The organism is Halalkalicoccus paucihalophilus, from assembly GCF_001593955.1.
In the GTDB taxonomy this organism is placed as follows: domain Archaea; phylum Halobacteriota; class Halobacteria; order Halobacteriales; family Halalkalicoccaceae; genus Halalkalicoccus; species Halalkalicoccus paucihalophilus.
The window spans coordinates 160,805-175,403 of sequence record NZ_LTAZ01000013.1 but is presented as its reverse complement, the minus strand read 5'-3'; the positions used below and the strand labels follow the sequence as shown (position 1 = coordinate 175,403).

Here is a 14,599-nt window from a genome sequence, read left to right as displayed (position 1 = left end):
AGTGGTGTCCAGCGACATCAGGTTTGAAACGCGGTCCTCAGAAGGCGTGTCTGTGCCACCCGCCGTCGACCGGCAGTACTGCACCGGTCACGTAGTCCGCAGCCGGCGACGCCAGAAACGCGACGGTGCGGGCAAAAGACTCGGGCGTTCCGAGGTCCGATACTGGGAGCTCCGCGACACGCTGACCGCGCGCTTCCTGCTCGGAGATTCCTTGCCGCTCAGCACGTTGAGAGAGCTTCTGCTCGATCCGGTCAGACATAATTCCACGTGGTGAGACGCAGTTGACGCGGATGTCGGATTCCCCATATTCTTCAGAGAGGACCTTCGAGAGACCGTAGATCCCGGGCCGGAAGACATTCCCCACCGCCCCGCTTGCTGACGGTTCCAATGCAGAAGCTGCAACGAGGTTTGTTATCGAACCTCTCCCATTGGAGAGCGCGGGTAGTGATTCCTGACAGACCTGCAGCGTGCTTCGAAGTATGCCCTGATAGGCGGTGTCAAAGTCTTCTAACGAGAGTTCAGAAAACGGGTCGATCCGCGGACCGCCGTGGTTGGTTACGAGGACATCTAGGCCACCCAGGTTATCGATCGCCTTCCACGTCGCGTCTTGAATGCTCTCGGGGTCGCTCAGGTCACAGACCGTGTAGTCGATCGTCTCCGTTCGTCCAGTCGCCTCCGTGATCGAGTCGACGGCCATCCGAAGGTTATCCTCGTCGTGCGACGAGATGATGACGTTCGCGCCCTCGCGAACCAGTTCGGTTGCGACCGCCTCTCCTAACCCGCTACTGGCCGCCGTGAGATACGCTCTCTTTCCTTCTAAATCGAGATCCATGCACTCCGGTGACGCGCATGGATCATATAGATACTGTCCGATAGAGCGCCGAGTTAATCGGTCCTCTCTGTGGGGAACCGAGGTGATTAACTACATTTATTACCCGGGTTTCTCTTACTGGTGGCCAATAGCATGGTCTCGAATCAGAAGACAGGCATTGCGCTGAGTTCGAAGCTGGTATATTACGTCCTGAAGAACGAAGAGAAGCTAACGCGAAAACAGATTACCGCCGAATCCCGCCTGTCCACCCAGACTACCCGTTGTGGACTGAAGCGTCTTGAGAGTTCGAACATAGTCAGGAAAGAGAAACCGAGCGTATCCGGGGAGTCACGGAACGTCTATTCCCTGGTATGACTGGCAGTCACCCTTCACTCGGAGCTGATCACGTTCGGTGTCGGATAGCTACCGCCGTTGGCGTGGATTACCTGACCAGTTATGAACGAAGCTCGATCCGACGCCAAGAAACGTCCGCGATCTCATGTTTCTTCCCAGCCGTTGTAGGTGTTATAAAATATTTTGACTTGCATGATGGTATTAACGGCAAATAGCGTATTTACTTTACATACTTTATATCATTGTAAGACATTCAAAACGGTACAGACATTACATCATGTACGAATAGAATGCCTACCATACCAACGCGACTTGCTGCTTACATTCTGAACGCTATTACTGTCTCTAATTGTGAAATGCGAGAATGACTGTGGCAGTTGCAGCGATCAAGGAGATGGCACTGCGTGTGTTGAACGGGGCTTCGTCGTGATCGTCGCGAATACTGAACCCGACGAGGAAGTTAACAGTTGAGATTGATACCGCGACTGCCACGTATCGGAGTTTCAAGCGGATATTAACGCGGTCGCCGGAACGGAGTTCCGACGGGCGGCCAGAAGCCGACGGCTTCTGGCGACGGCGGCAAAAATCGCCGATCGCGTTGACCCGTGGGGAGAGAGCGTTCCTTGGGAATCGGAACGCGATGACTCGCCACAGGACGGAAGCGGTAGTGACACCGCCACAGTCTCGTTCGAGACGGCTCCGCCGTCTCGTGATCACGAAAGACGAACGCGTCTTTCGAACGATACCGGAAGACGAGTGCGAACCCCGCACAAATGACGCTTTCGGCGTATTCGGACTGAAACCGACAGTAGCAGACTGGAATCCCCTTGAAAGGGAAGTCCTGCCGTGAACGCCGGGGAGGATGTCACTAACCGTAGATACGGAAATAGAGTACTTAGCATATCAATTCAATGAGTAGGTACTAGATTCGTCAAGCGTACCTTCCTAGTTAGGGACGATCCTATATTTCATCTCCTGCACAGCGGTGACCATAGCATCCTTACTAGGTCTGCCACCATGTTCTCTAATATCCTAAGTACTGGTTCAGAGTGATGAACTCTTCAGGAGAGAGAATGACCTTTGCAGTGAATTCGTCTATCTGTTTGAAGTCATCGTCGAGAGTGAGAACGGTCTCAATGCCCTCTTCGCGAGCGACTTGCGCGTAATATCCATCCCAGCCTTCGATGTTAGTCTCAGCTGCGAGAGTGAATCCTGCTCGAACGCTGCTCTCTGTTGTTTTCTCGTACCAGTGAATCTGCTTGGCGTCCATGAAATTCTGCATTAGTCGAGACGCTTCCTCATTCGAAAAACCATAGAACGATGATAGAACATGGTGTGCTCCGATGAGTGATGCATACGGGATGACTACTTCGATCTCTCCGCGAATTGCTTGCTTTACATACGAGAGAGGGGTTTCACTCACAGGGGTTCCCGCGTGCGCGAGCGCAGTCACACCGACATCGAATAGAAATGGGCCGTTACTGGTCACTGGATTGCTCCTGTTGGGCTCGCCGTTGTACTGTGTCTGCGTGATCTTTTGCTATCGGATCGAGTTCTCCATACGGTGTTGGAGATCTGGTTTCGGCAGCTTCTTCGATTATTTGATCCATTCGGTTCAGGATTTGCTCTGGCTTGTCTTCGGGTTCGACTACTGCTTTTCCTTCTTCTTCGTGAACTTCGACTGACGTTCCAGGTGAGATTCCGAGCCGTTCGCGTATCTCCTGGGGAAGCACAATCCGTCCCTTCGAGTCTACTTTCGGCATAGTCCCACCTACGGTGGGAATCAATATAACTGTTCTGTACAGTCAGCGCAATTCCAGAAGAGGGAATGAATTTAATCAACAGAACTCCCCCTTTCGCGACTATCTAGTTGGTTAAGACTGATCCCGGCCAGTGTCTTCCTGATGCGCTTTCTTCTCTTCGTGAACGTACCCCGCGGTCAAGCCGCGGGGCTTCCTGCTTCGATGACGTGCTTTGCATCCACCTGCCCTGAATGACGAGTGAACGCAGGGAGCACAGTCTGCACAGGCGTTGATTCGGACCGTCCCGGCCCTACATGAAGAGAGTTGAGTCCCCTGTCGAGGATGTTCTTTGCCGCGTTCAAGTCCCGATCTTCCGTGTGACCACACGCCGGGCACGAATGTTCTCGGACCCAGAGCGGCTTGCTCGTTTCGACGCTACACTCGTTGCACTCTTTCGTCGTGCCGCGAGCATCGACCCGAATGACGTGCGTTCCGTGCAAGTCGCCCTTGTATTCGAGCAGGTCGAGAAAGCGCGACCATGCGGCGTCCTGTTTGTTCTTTGCCGACTGTGATGTTTCGAGCATCGGCTTCACATCGAGGTCTTCGACCGCCACCACGTCGTATTCCCGAACGAGCCACGTCGAGAGCTTGTGTTGGAAGTCGAGTACCTTCCACCGGATTCGACGCTTCGCTTTGGCGACCTTCCGGCGTTGGTTCTCCCAGTTCGCCGACCCGCGTTGCTTGCGGTCGAGCGACCGTTGCTCTTTGGCGTAGTGGTCGTACTCGTCGGCGAGGTCCAAGCACTCGACTGAAAGGTCGTCGCTCGTATGGATGTACGACTGGATACCGAGGTCTACGCCGATACAGTCGGTGGGATCGATCTCGTCCGGGTCTGGTTTCTCTGGCGGTTCGACTTCGACCACGAAGCAGGCGAACCAGTCGCCGGTTCGTTCCTTCTTGAGAACCGCGCGTTTGACGTTCTCCGTCTCTGGCAGGTCGCGGTGAGCGCGAATCGGTATCTCGCCAATTTTCGAGAGGGTGAGCGTACCGAAGTCGTCGTCTTGACCCGTCGTATGATTGACGTTGAAACCTTCCGACTGGTACGCTACCGACCGAACTTCGCCCGACCCTTGCCACTTGAGACGCCCGGTCTTGCGACCGTTCTTCCGGTGCTCTTTGAGTACCTTCAAATCCTTGTGGATTTGGCTCACCGTTTGTTGGGCGGCATGAGCCGATACATCCGCGAACATCGACCACTGACGTTTCCACTCGGTGAGCTTGCGGTGTTGGTCGTAGGCACTCGGACGGTCGCTCCGGGGAGCGCGGTAGTAGTCGCGGACGGCGTGGTTGCGGATCTGCCGGTGGATATTGATGTGCCGCCACGCTTCGCTCTCGGTATCGTCGTCGGGATACGCACGAAAGCGAAGCGTGAGGTCCATCTATTCGGACTCCTTGCGCTGTTGCTCCCGAATCGCTTTTTGGAGCAACCCGCTCGGAGAGAGGTGTGGTTGGCTGTCCAACCACTCGCCTTCGTCGTCCGAGACGGTGACAGTGTATCTTTTGCTCACATGCAGTGTATGCATTGGAACGCCTTAAGCGTACTGGCGACGTATACTGTGCATGGAAGTTCGACGCGGGAACCACACTGTCTATACAATTAACTATCGCTTCGTGTGGTGTCCGAAGTACCGGCACGCCGTACTGGATTTGATCGAAGCCTCGCTTGAGCGGAGTATCCGCGGTGTGGCCGGACGGTACGGATACGATATTCTCTCGTTGCATATCGCGCCGGATCACGTGCATCTGTTCCTGTCGGCTCACCCGAAGCACGCGCCGAGCGAGATTGTTCGGATGATTAAGAGTGTCACCGCCCGAGAGATGTGGGAACAACACGAGCCGTTGCTCGAACAGATGTTCTGGGGCGGCGGTTTCTGGGAACGCTCGTTTTACGTGGGGACGGCGGGGGAAATGAGCGGGCGGACTGTGGAACGATACATCAATCGCACGGAGCATGTTTGAATCGAACGTACGCGATTCACCCTCGGGGTCAAGCCCCGAGGCACTCTCGCTATGTTTTCTGTAGAACAGATGTAGTAGCGGTGTGCATTGAAAATGTTCACTACACACATTCATTGATTGTGTTCATCACATTCATTCATAGGGGGTATTCAGTACGTTCTGTAGATGTCTGAATTACTGAATGTGTCTGACGAACATTGATGGGGGATCGCAGTATCGGAGAGAGTATGTTAGCGTATTCAACGTACAGTGAGGCTGGGGGGGTAGGGAAAACCACGACCGCAGCAAATCTAGCAGTTGCTCATGCGCGAGCAGGCCTCAAACCACTTGTTGTACCACTCGATCCACAGGATGGTGATCTCTCACGGCTATTCGGTGTTGATGACCAACGAACGGAACCTGTCGATAATCTCGCCCGGCATCTCATTCGCCGGCCCAAAGGCGATTTGAACGATCTCATCCGGACCGTAGAAGGCGTTGATATCATTCCCGAACACAATATGCTCTCTGATCTCGCAGAGTACCTCCAGCGCGAGAAAGACCAAGCAGAAGCAATGGGTGAAGCGTTTGGGATGCACTCACAGCTTCTGCGCGTCCTCCAGGAAGCAGGTGTCCCTGAGAACTATGATGTCCTCATTTGCGACCCACCAGCTACTGAAGGACCACATCTCTACAATGCAATCCACGCAACTCGTTCACTCGTAATCCCTGTCGAACCGAGTGCAAAGGGGAAGGCAGCAGTTCAAGGCCTTGAATCCCTTGTTGCCGGCCTTGAAGACCAACTTGACGTCGAAGTTGGTGTATTAGCAGCCGTCCCTATCGGCTTCAAAGACACACGCGACCAGCGAACGATTCTTAACGAAATCGAGTACCCTATTCCCGAAATCATTGGGGAGCGCGCTTCTCTCATGGAAGGATGCTGGATGCAGCAATGTTCGGCATTTAGATACGTCCGGGTGTTCCGTGATCGACGTCGTGATTACGAGATCAATACGCTCGCTCAGTTTGATTCCTTAGCTCGTCAATTAGAGGCTGAAGTTGGACTTGAAGCACCAAACCCACCTGAACCAGGAGATCTCGATCATGAGGTGGTCATTGCATGACGGGAATGAAACAAGGCGCCGGAGAGAACCCGTTCGCTGAGGACTCTGACACAGACAAGGAACAGTCACCAACTGTCGACGATAAACCTGATAGTGAGACACAGTTGATGGATGTTGACACCGAGAATCCAGGTATAGTCCGCTCAGAGGGTACAACGCGTTCAGAGAGCGGAGACTCATCTCAACCGATGCAGATTCCATATAAATTCCGGCGCGATGGAGTGCAAGATGGGCGTAATCGGGTCCCACTATTCCTTCACAGCGATACGAAAAGCGCAGAACGTGATGCACTTCGGGAATTCGAAGAGCAGTTCGATAGCAACGTATCACTAACCGATCTGCGAGAAGCACTCGTAATGACCGGTCTTGATCATCTCGACGAAGTTAAAACCCAACTGGAAGACTGGGGATATGGAATGACATTTGACGACTAGCGTACTGTGTTAACTCTCGTTTGCTCGAGTAACCAAGCCGACTGGACGTATACTTGGCAGCGTTCCGCTCCGACCTCAGTGACGACAACTTCGTAAACTACCCTACCCTACTTCGCTCACCCCATACGGGGTTCGCTCGTTGAGGGTAGGGCTTTGATGTGGACTCCCGGCAATCAGTCGCCAGCAATAGGCTGGTGACTCTTGCCGTTCAACGTCCCACCATTCACACGCACGTCTACTGGTGCGTCTCCGCTCCCCGACGTGGGCGAGGACCGGAGTCTGTGTGTTCGCTTGCGGGCGTACCGTAGCCCGATGTTTTTCGCCGTCGCAACGTCGCAATACGACGTTGCTGCCCGTCGGATATCATCCGACGACCGCGTTGTAGTCCGCGTTGACCTCATATCCGCACTTCTGGCAGTGGAAGTGTTCGCCGTCACGGTTCGCTTCGTGCGTGAACTCACAGTCCGTCCGAGAACAGCGTTGGGACGTGTGGTTCGGCGCAACCTGCTTCGCTGTGACGCCTCGCTCCGATGCCTTGTACTCGACGTACTCGAACAGGCGACGGAACGCCCAGATGTGGTGCCACTTCGCGTGCGGAAGCCGCTCGCGGATGTCTGTGAGATCCTCGAACGCGATTACGTCGCACCCGTTCTCGACGGCTTCCGTGACGATCTCGTTGGCGACGGTGTGGATGTACTGCTTTCGCCACGCTTCTTCGCGCTTGCCAAGGCGAAGGAGTGCGTTGTGCGCGGCTTGCGTCCCGCGCTGTTGCATCTCACCACGTCGCTTCTCGAACTCGCCACACCAGTGGTCGTACTCGTCGCCCTGCCAGAACGTACCGGTCGAGGCCACCGCGAGGCTGTTAACGCCGAGGTCGATACCGAGGACTGTTTGGTGCTCGGTATCTTCCGAAACCTCGGATTCGTCGCTGTCGTACTTTCGGGTCGTGATGTGGAAGTAGAACTCGTCAGTCGCCTTGTCGTATTGCAGGAGTGTGACGTATCAATATCTACCTTAGTCGTCGCTTTTGGCTTTGGTCTCAAGGAACTGCGTGAGTCCCTCATGAAGTCTTGGAGGGCCTCCTGTAGTGGTTGAATCTTGGGGGTTGGGGTCTGTCATGGAGTTAGCTTAGGAGAGGGCGTGGGGGTTGGTAAATCCACTATTGGCTTGTGAGTTAATCAAAAGTAGATCGTCGAATTGCTGAACCAGCTGTATTCCGCAGATACGATGCTGCTATCTCGGTAATAACATCTTATAAACCCCATAGTGCTACATAGAAAAATCGCTGATTGGAAGTTCGCAGCTTTAGAGGATAGAGTAATATTCGGCTGAATATTCGTTGATCATGGTGTTATTTTCCGACCAATCATCAATATCGGACCGTCGAGGGACTATTTGTCGGATGAATATGAGAAATTGCGCAGATTTGACGCTGCCGAATTGCGGACTCAGCGATGGCTCAGCCAATTTATCGGGCGGAGTCAACGCCGAGACAACGATATCGACACATTCGCCCGCGGTCAAGACGGGTGCGTAGTCCATCTCGCCGTTGACGCCCGCTTTCAGCAGAAAGTCGGTGAGTTGCTAGATGTTGTACAGCAACACGGCGAAGACGAAGTAGAATATCCGCCACGGTAGTTTTTCGAGGATGTTTTCGCTAGGAAGTCCCTCTTGATGGATTTATATTCGCCTTCAATTTGCCAGCGGCGGTTATAGCAAGCGAAGGCGGTGAATCAGCGCTGGTTCTGCGGCCATCCATATCTGATGAAACCGATCGATCCGAACAGCGAGCGTCTGGAATTACTTTCGATCAGATCCCGGCCAACGTAGTTGAGGGGCCGCGAAAATCGCACCGCGCGAGACACGAATCACGATACGAATTCAGTATGCAGCACACGCTGTCGCCAGACATTGTACGATGTCCAGTGTCGAGGTAATGTTCGAATTGCTCCGTCTTGTTCGGGTGCGAGACTACTTCCGAGTGGGTTTACGACTGCATGATATTGATTTACTACAGTATGTTTGTAATGGTGGTCCACGAATCGGACGCGTTTGCAGCTCGGAAACGATATCTCTACGATCCTGCACAGAATTATGCTTTTCCGCCACGCTCGTTTGTAGCTTGCAAATGCTACTGAACTTGGGCGGCGTTCACTTCGATTACGTTCGATGTGTGACGTACCATCTCTGCGATCTCCTGTTCGTGATGGTCGTCCTGCATCCTGCTGCGCGGTCCGGTGACGCTGACCGCGCCGATCACTTCGCCATCGTGGTCGAGCACCGGTGCGGCGACGCATTGCAGCCCCTTGAAAATCTCCCCTCTGTCGAACGCAAGGGCGCGCTCGCGTACGCGTTCGAGTTCGTCGAAGAGTTTGTCACGTTCGGTGATCGTATTCGACGTCTTCGCCGGAAGCCCGTGGCGGTCGACGATCTCGTTGACGCGCTCTTCGGGCGTGTAGGCGAGAATCGCCTTCCCTAGGGCCGTACAATGGAGTGGGTTGCGATTCCCGACGTACGAGAGGGTCTGGACAGCGTTTTCGCCCTCTGCCTTGGCTAGGTATACACCTCGGCCGTGTTCCTCAACCATGAACTGGGCAATCTCGCCGCTATTCTCGGCGAGCTTCTTGATCTCCTCCTCGACGATGTTGGAAATTCCAATCTGATCCCGGATGTATTCGCCCAAGTCGATGAAACGCAGACTCAACTGGTACTCTCCATCGTGATTGACAACGAGTTCGTTCGCTTTGAGCGTCGCAAGGTGGGTGTGGACAGCACCCTTCGAGACGCCGACGTGGTTCGCGACCTCTGTAACGCCGGCACCGTCGAGTGCCCGGAGCGCGTCGAGGATGTCACAGGAGAGCTGGACCGCTTTCACGGTGCGTCCGTCGCAGGATCGCCGCGGTGGTTTGCTCATATCGGTAGTTGAGGCACCTACCACATAATCGTTTGCACCTTGAAAACAGTTGTGGAACCGTACACTCGATCGCAGCTGATCCCGGCTGCTGCAGCGTAGCGCTACTACCTAAAGGTTCGATGTTTCATGCCCGCAAGAGGAGACAACGGGCCTACGTAGCGGCACAATGCGAAAAATATGATCACGACGAATTGCGAACGAGCAGAACAGAACGCCAGATTACCTGAATAGACACGAAATGGCCACGAGTCGTTACTCGTTGGATGGGACAATCATGTGCTTTTCCAGCGCTTCACCTTCGTCGATCGCTTCCCGGTTCTTGACTGCTTCACCGGTGCGCTGGTCAAACAGGTGAATCCGGTCGATCGGGAACATGACGTGAAGCTCTTGCTGGTTGTCGATGATCAGTTCGCCGCTGACGCTCGCAGTGAACGTCTGGTCGCCGATCTCCAGATAGAGGTAGGACACTTCTCCCATTGGTTCGACGACGTTGACCGTCGCGGGCACCGCGTTCTTGACGGAGGAATTAGCAAGCTCTATGTCCTGCGGCCGGATACCGAGAGTCAGCTCGCGATTATCGCTATCGATCTCCTCTTCGATCTCAGGCGTGATGTCGTAGGTGAACGACGGGGCTTCAAGCTGGCCGTCTCGATGAGATACGTTTATGAAGTTCATACTTGGTGAGCCAATGAATCCCGCGACGAACTTATTCTCTGGCTGATGGTAACACTCCAAAGGCGTTCCGATCTGCTGGAGCTTTCCGCGGTTGAGCACCGCGATTTGATCTCCCATCGTCATCGCCTCAGTCTGGTCGTGAGTGACGTACACCGTCGTGACTTCCAAATCCTGCTGGAGTTGCTGGAGTTCAGTGCGCATCGTAGTCCGCAGCTTTGCGTCGAGGTTCGAAAGCGGCTCGTCCATCAGGAACAGTTCGGGATCCCTGACTATCGCGCGCCCGAGCGCGACGCGTTGTTGCTGCCCGCCGGACAGATCCTTCGGATGCTTTTCCAGAAGATCAGAGATATCGAGGATGTCGGCTGCCCACTCAACTTTCTCTCGGCGTTCCTCCTTCGAGAGGTCGGTCGTCATCTTCAGTCCAAACGACATATTCTTCTGCACGTTCATGTGGGGGTACAGCGCGTAGTTCTGGAACACCATTGCAACCCCTCGCTCTTTCGGACGCTTTTGGGTAACTTCTTCTCCATTGATCTCGATCCTTCCGTATGTCGGCATCTCTAGGCCGGCTAGACACCGGAGTGTGGTCGATTTCCCACAGCCGGATGGACCGACGAGCACGAGGAACTCTCCGTCCTGAATCGTGACGTCCAGGTCGTCCACGGCGATGATCTCGTTGTTGCTACCGTCGTTGTAGATCTTCGTCAGATCGGTTATGTTAACCTGTCCCATGGGTGCTCTCCTGATACCATTGATTTGAATGGATCAATAATAAATCCCGTGGGTGCGTGCTGTGGAGCCACTCCGTGTGCATGCTATTCTGCCTCAATGCTTTCAATCGCAACGACTATAATGCTTTTCTCACTTTTGACGAGTGTACTCATGGAGGATAAACCAGACTACCGAATCCCGCAGGGTGGCGGCGTTCCCTGGCGCGACATGGGCGTCGAGGAAACCCACCGTCCGCCCGAACGCGACATCAAGATCACCGACATCAAGACCATGGCGATCGCCGGTAACTTCACCTGGGGGATCGTCAAGGTCGAGACTGACACCGAGCACTACGGTATTGGCGAAACGTTCCGCGCGGAGGCTGCCCTCGACATGGCCGGGCGACTGGCCGTCGACCTCGAAGGCGAGAACCCGCTGGACACCGACCGCATCGTCGAACTGCTCAACCAGCGCTACACCGGCTGTGGCCGAATCGGCCAGGCCGCGTTCACCGCCATCGAGACCGCCTGCTACGACCTCAAGGGCAAGGTCTTCGACGTGCCCGTCTACGAACTGCTCGGCGGAAAGTACCGCGACGAGATCACGATCTACTGCGACACCCACGGCGGCGCGTCGCTGGGCGAGGCTGAGGCGCACGATCCCCGTGAGGTATACACCCCAGAGTCGTACGCCCGCGCCGCCCGTGAGGTGGTTGACGAAGGGTTTGAGGCGCTGAAGTTCGACCTCGATGTACCGACTCATGCCAAATACGACGAGGCCAACCGCCGAATGGACAACGAGGCCATCGAACACAAGGTCCAACTCGTTGAGGCCGTCCGCGACGAAATCGGCTACGACGTCGACCTCGGGATGGACCTCCACTGGAACTTCACGACGGAGACGGCGATCCGACTGGGCAAGAAGCTCGAAGCGTACGATCTCGCGTGGCTCGAAGATCCTGTCCCGCCGGAGAAGCTCGACGCTCAGCGCCGGGTGACCGAGGCGCTCGACCTGCCGGTGCTCACCGGGGAGAACCTCGTCACCCCGGCCCAGTTCAACAAGTACGCCCGCGAGGGAGCGTTTGACATCGCCGCGCCGGACGTCAACAAGTGTGGCGGCCTCGGCGAGATGAAGAAGATCGCGACGATCTGTGACCTCTACGGGATTCCGATCGCCTCGCACAACATCTCGAGTCCGATCGGGACGGTCGCCGGCGCGCACCTCTCGGCAGCGGTTCCGAATTTCCTGTGTATGGAGTGGCACTCCCGGGACGTCCCGTGGTGGAACGAGTTGGCCGTGCGAACCCACGGGAGCGGGCCGATCCTTGAAAACGGCTCGATCGACGTTCCGGAGGGACCGGGCCTCGGCGTCGAGATTGACCGTGACCTCGCCGAGCAGCACCTCACCGACGACTCGGAACTGATCGTCTAAAGCGGTCGGAACCGCTCCGATCGGTAATTTTTTATTTTTGTCGAACAGGTAATGTATGTTGGGATATATTATGGTAGTAAGCGATCACGACTTTGACGACCTGGGCATGGAACGCGGCGTCCTGTCGGCGTGGCCGAAGTTCGCAACGCAGGCTGCGACTTTGACGCCGGCGCCAGCGTGGACGACGAGTTGATGGACCCAGACGGTTCTCAACCTGCAGTACGACATCAGTCGAGACCTGATTGAGCGAATGAGCGACTGCAGGATCGTCGCGCGCTGCGGTATTGGCATTGATAACGTCGGCCGAATCTGTGGTTGTAATCGTACGGTAACTTCGCCGCTGTTTCACCATGTGTAAGTGAAACGACGACCGGCTTTTTTCTCACTGGAAGGCGCTCCGTATCTTCTGAGGCTCTCCTCGCTACTATCGGTGAGGCGAGAATTTCTCCTCGAGGAAAAGGTCGTTTCTTAGGCTTTCCCGACGCCGGCGGTGAGGCCCTCGACGATCTTGCGCTGGAAGAACAGCATCAGCAGGAGCAGCGGAACGATCGACATGAACACCGCCGCCGAGATAGTCGCCCACGGGAACGTGAACTCGCCCTGGTAGAGGGCGATGCCCACGGTGATTGTCTTCATCGAATCCTGGGTCATGAAGGTAAGAGCGAACAGGAATTCATTCCACGCGTAGATAAACACGATGACTGCGGTCGTCGCCATCGCTGGCGCGGAGACGGGCAGGATGATCCGGAAGAGGACGCCGATGTGAGACAGCCCATCGATCAGGCCCGCTTCCTCCAGCGAGTCGGGGAGTTCTTTGAAGTATGCTTGGAAGATCCAGATCGCGAAGGGCAACTGGAACGCCGAGTAGGGGATGATTAGTCCGAGGTAGCTGTTCAGGAACCCGGTTTCGCGAGCTAGGTTGAAAAGCGGGATGAGCCGACCGAAGAAGGGCAACATTGCCGAGACGAGTACAATCATCAGCACGTGGAGCTTGAACCGGAACTCCAACCGCGAGAGGGCGTAGCCGGCCATCGACCCGAGTACGACACAGACGATAGCGGTCCCGGATGCCACCACGAAACTGTTGAATAGGTACCGCGCGAACGGCGCCTGCTCCAGTGCGATCCGGTAGTTCTCTATGATAATCTCACTGGGCAGGTATTTGACCGGGAACTGCACGATTTCCGAGGAGGGCTTAATCGAGGTGAGGAAGATCCAGATGATCGGGAAGAACGACACTAGACATAGCAGGATGATCGCCCCGTAGAAGCCCACCAACTCGCCGATCCGCTGGGGGTCGTAACGCTTGAACAGGGAGCGCTCTCGCGTGTCTGTACCCATCTCAACGCACCTCCGGTTCGTAGAGGGTGGCGACGTAGACGACGCAGATCACCATTGCGAACACAGTGATAATCGTCGCGGCCGCAGCGCCCTCACCGAACTCCAGTCGAGTGAACGTAATTTGGTGCGCCCAGAGTACAAGCGTCGTCGTCGACTCACCGGGGCCTCCACCGGTTAACCCGTAAGGGAGTCCAAACGCCTGGAACGCTGGCAATGTCCGGAAGATTAACGCCACTAGGATGACCGGCTTCAGGAGCGGCAGCGTGACGTACCAGAACTGCTTGACCTTGGAGGCGCCGTCGATTCGCGCAGCCTCGTAGAGGTTCTCCGGAATGCTCGCGAGCCCCGCCAGCAGGATCAGCGCGACAAACGAACTCGTCTTCCAGATTGTGACGAATAGCATCGACGCCAGCGCGATGTCGGGATTAGAAAGGAATGGATACGACGACTCGAGAATACCCACACGAATGAGCATATCGTTGATAACGCCGTACTCACCGTGGAACAGCCACGACCAGATCCGCGCGTTGATGATCGTCGGTAGCGCCCAGGGAAACAGGATCGCCGCCTGTGCGATGTACTTTCCCTTGAACCCGCGATTAACTAGCAGCGCGAGACCGAGCCCAATCACCATCTCGATTGGTACGCTGACGAACGTGTAGATCATCGTGACTATGAACGCGTTCCAGAACGACGAACTCGACACTACCGAGCGATAGTTCTCTAGACCGACGAACGTCTCTTCCTGGGTCGGAAGCACGCTGCCCTGATGCAAGCTCGTCCATATCGTATCGATGATGGGATAATACGAGATGAGAAAGAGGTACGTCAGCACCGGTGTGAGCAGCAGCGCCGCCATCTCGGGATCGGTAAATCGAAGTTGCTTGTAACGCCGATACTTGTCGCGTAAGCTTGTATCCCTGTCCGCAAGCCGCCGCGGATCTCCTGACACATCTGTCGCGTCGGTTGCCATCTATACACATGCAATGCCCAAACGCGTATATAAAACTATGTACTGTAGGACGGACCGAATGATCGATATGCCGTCCGAGTAACTCAGCGAA

The 14,599-nt window shown here is 55.4% G+C and carries 13 protein-coding genes and 3 pseudogenes; 5 read left to right on the top strand and 11 right to left on the bottom strand.

Annotation, left to right across the window (positions count from 1 at the left end; all coding sequences use genetic code 11):
- Positions 1-37 precede the first annotated feature (37 nt).
- Positions 38-832, bottom strand: coding sequence for an SDR family oxidoreductase (locus HAPAU_RS16180; protein WP_066384912.1), 795 nt, complete (start codon positions 830-832; stop codon positions 38-40).
- An 816-nt stretch (positions 833-1,648) separates the two neighbouring features.
- On the opposite strand from HAPAU_RS16180, the pseudogene HAPAU_RS23070 reads away from it, so the two are divergent.
- Positions 1,649-1,942, top strand: a pseudogene (locus HAPAU_RS23070) (hypothetical protein); the annotation flags it as partial.
- A gap of 247 nt (positions 1,943-2,189) precedes the next feature.
- Here the strand turns inward: HAPAU_RS23070 and HAPAU_RS22450 are convergent.
- The 4 genes from HAPAU_RS22450 to HAPAU_RS22820 all read right to left on the bottom strand — a co-directional run bounded on the left by HAPAU_RS22450 (position 2,190) and on the right by HAPAU_RS22820 (position 4,475).
- Positions 2,190-2,618 carry a type II toxin-antitoxin system VapC family toxin gene (locus HAPAU_RS22450; RefSeq protein ID WP_245634189.1) on the bottom strand — a complete coding sequence of 143 codons (429 nt, stop codon included), beginning with the start codon at positions 2,616-2,618 and terminating at the stop codon, positions 2,190-2,192.
- A gap of 25 nt (positions 2,619-2,643) precedes the next feature.
- On the bottom strand, positions 2,644-2,928 hold the full coding sequence (locus HAPAU_RS20225) for an AbrB/MazE/SpoVT family DNA-binding domain-containing protein (RefSeq protein ID WP_084383830.1): 285 nt from the start codon (positions 2,926-2,928) through the stop codon (positions 2,644-2,646).
- A 176-nt stretch (positions 2,929-3,104) separates the two neighbouring features.
- Positions 3,105-4,346, bottom strand: coding sequence for an RNA-guided endonuclease InsQ/TnpB family protein (locus HAPAU_RS16165; protein WP_066384906.1), 1,242 nt, complete (start codon positions 4,344-4,346; stop codon positions 3,105-3,107).
- Complete coding sequence (locus HAPAU_RS22820) at positions 4,347-4,475, bottom strand: hypothetical protein (protein ID WP_281177895.1); 129 nt, start codon at positions 4,473-4,475, stop codon at positions 4,347-4,349.
- A gap of 52 nt (positions 4,476-4,527) precedes the next feature.
- Here HAPAU_RS22820 and tnpA point away from each other — a divergent pair, with 52 nt between their 5' ends.
- The 3 genes from tnpA to HAPAU_RS16155 all read left to right on the top strand — a co-directional run bounded on the left by tnpA (position 4,528) and on the right by HAPAU_RS16155 (position 6,463).
- Positions 4,528-4,926: an IS200/IS605 family transposase gene (gene tnpA / locus HAPAU_RS16160; RefSeq protein ID WP_066384904.1), complete on the top strand. Its 399-nt coding sequence runs from the start codon at positions 4,528-4,530 to the stop codon at positions 4,924-4,926.
- Between the two features lie 227 nt (positions 4,927-5,153).
- Positions 5,154-6,029: a ParA family protein gene (locus HAPAU_RS20220; RefSeq protein ID WP_084383860.1), complete on the top strand. Its 876-nt coding sequence runs from the start codon at positions 5,154-5,156 to the stop codon at positions 6,027-6,029.
- On the top strand, positions 6,026-6,463 hold the full coding sequence (locus tag HAPAU_RS16155; RefSeq protein WP_066384903.1) for a hypothetical protein: 438 nt from the start codon (positions 6,026-6,028) through the stop codon (positions 6,461-6,463). The genes HAPAU_RS20220 and HAPAU_RS16155 overlap by 4 nt, the downstream gene beginning before the upstream one ends.
- Before the next feature lie 173 nt (positions 6,464-6,636).
- On the opposite strand, the pseudogene HAPAU_RS16150 reads toward HAPAU_RS16155, so the two are convergent.
- From HAPAU_RS16150 to HAPAU_RS16135, 4 genes and pseudogenes are all read right to left on the bottom strand, one after another.
- Positions 6,637-7,453 (bottom strand): annotated as a pseudogene (locus HAPAU_RS16150) (RNA-guided endonuclease InsQ/TnpB family protein); the annotation flags it as partial.
- 480 nt (positions 7,454-7,933) lie between these two features.
- Positions 7,934-8,178 (bottom strand): annotated as a pseudogene (locus HAPAU_RS23065) (transposase); the annotation flags it as partial.
- Between the two features lie 416 nt (positions 8,179-8,594).
- Positions 8,595-9,377 carry an IclR family transcriptional regulator gene (locus HAPAU_RS16140; RefSeq protein WP_066384901.1) on the bottom strand — a complete coding sequence of 261 codons (783 nt, stop codon included), beginning with the start codon at positions 9,375-9,377 and terminating at the stop codon, positions 8,595-8,597.
- Between the two features lie 252 nt (positions 9,378-9,629).
- Positions 9,630-10,784, bottom strand: a complete 1,155-nt coding sequence (locus HAPAU_RS16135; protein ID WP_066384900.1) for an ABC transporter ATP-binding protein — start codon at positions 10,782-10,784, stop codon at positions 9,630-9,632.
- Positions 10,785-10,934: 150 nt separating this feature from the next.
- Here HAPAU_RS16135 and HAPAU_RS16130 point away from each other — a divergent pair, with 150 nt between their 5' ends.
- Positions 10,935-12,194, top strand: coding sequence for a mandelate racemase/muconate lactonizing enzyme family protein (locus HAPAU_RS16130; protein ID WP_066384899.1), 1,260 nt, complete (start codon positions 10,935-10,937; stop codon positions 12,192-12,194).
- Positions 12,195-12,662: 468 nt separating this feature from the next.
- Here HAPAU_RS16130 and HAPAU_RS16125 read toward each other — a convergent pair whose 3' ends face one another.
- Positions 12,663-13,535, bottom strand: a complete 873-nt coding sequence (locus HAPAU_RS16125) for a carbohydrate ABC transporter permease (RefSeq protein WP_066384898.1) — start codon at positions 13,533-13,535, stop codon at positions 12,663-12,665.
- A gap of 1 nt (position 13,536) precedes the next feature.
- Positions 13,537-14,508 carry a carbohydrate ABC transporter permease gene (locus HAPAU_RS16120; protein ID WP_084383829.1) on the bottom strand — a complete coding sequence of 324 codons (972 nt, stop codon included), beginning with the start codon at positions 14,506-14,508 and terminating at the stop codon, positions 13,537-13,539.
- Positions 14,509-14,599 lie beyond the last annotated feature (91 nt).

Excerpts from the sequence above, each read along its gene's own strand:
- HAPAU_RS16180 (WP_066384912.1), bottom strand. The coding sequence starts at position 832 with ATGGATCTCGATTTAGAAGGAAAGAGAGCGTATCTCACGGCGGCCAGT.
- HAPAU_RS20225 (WP_084383830.1), bottom strand. The coding sequence starts at position 2,928 with ATGCCGAAAGTAGACTCGAAGGGACGGATTGTGCTTCCCCAGGAGATA.
- HAPAU_RS16165 (WP_066384906.1), bottom strand. The coding sequence starts at position 4,346 with ATGGACCTCACGCTTCGCTTTCGTGCGTATCCCGACGACGATACCGAG.
- tnpA (WP_066384904.1), top strand. The coding sequence starts at position 4,528 with ATGGAAGTTCGACGCGGGAACCACACTGTCTATACAATTAACTATCGC.
- HAPAU_RS20220 (WP_084383860.1), top strand. The coding sequence starts at position 5,154 with ATGTTAGCGTATTCAACGTACAGTGAGGCTGGGGGGGTAGGGAAAACC.
- HAPAU_RS16155 (WP_066384903.1), top strand. The coding sequence starts at position 6,026 with ATGACGGGAATGAAACAAGGCGCCGGAGAGAACCCGTTCGCTGAGGAC.
- HAPAU_RS16140 (WP_066384901.1), bottom strand. The coding sequence starts at position 9,377 with ATGAGCAAACCACCGCGGCGATCCTGCGACGGACGCACCGTGAAAGCG.
- HAPAU_RS16135 (WP_066384900.1), bottom strand. The coding sequence starts at position 10,784 with ATGGGACAGGTTAACATAACCGATCTGACGAAGATCTACAACGACGGT.
- HAPAU_RS16130 (WP_066384899.1), top strand. The coding sequence starts at position 10,935 with ATGGAGGATAAACCAGACTACCGAATCCCGCAGGGTGGCGGCGTTCCC.
- HAPAU_RS16125 (WP_066384898.1), bottom strand. The coding sequence starts at position 13,535 with ATGGGTACAGACACGCGAGAGCGCTCCCTGTTCAAGCGTTACGACCCC.
- HAPAU_RS16120 (WP_084383829.1), bottom strand. The coding sequence starts at position 14,508 with ATGGCAACCGACGCGACAGATGTGTCAGGAGATCCGCGGCGGCTTGCG.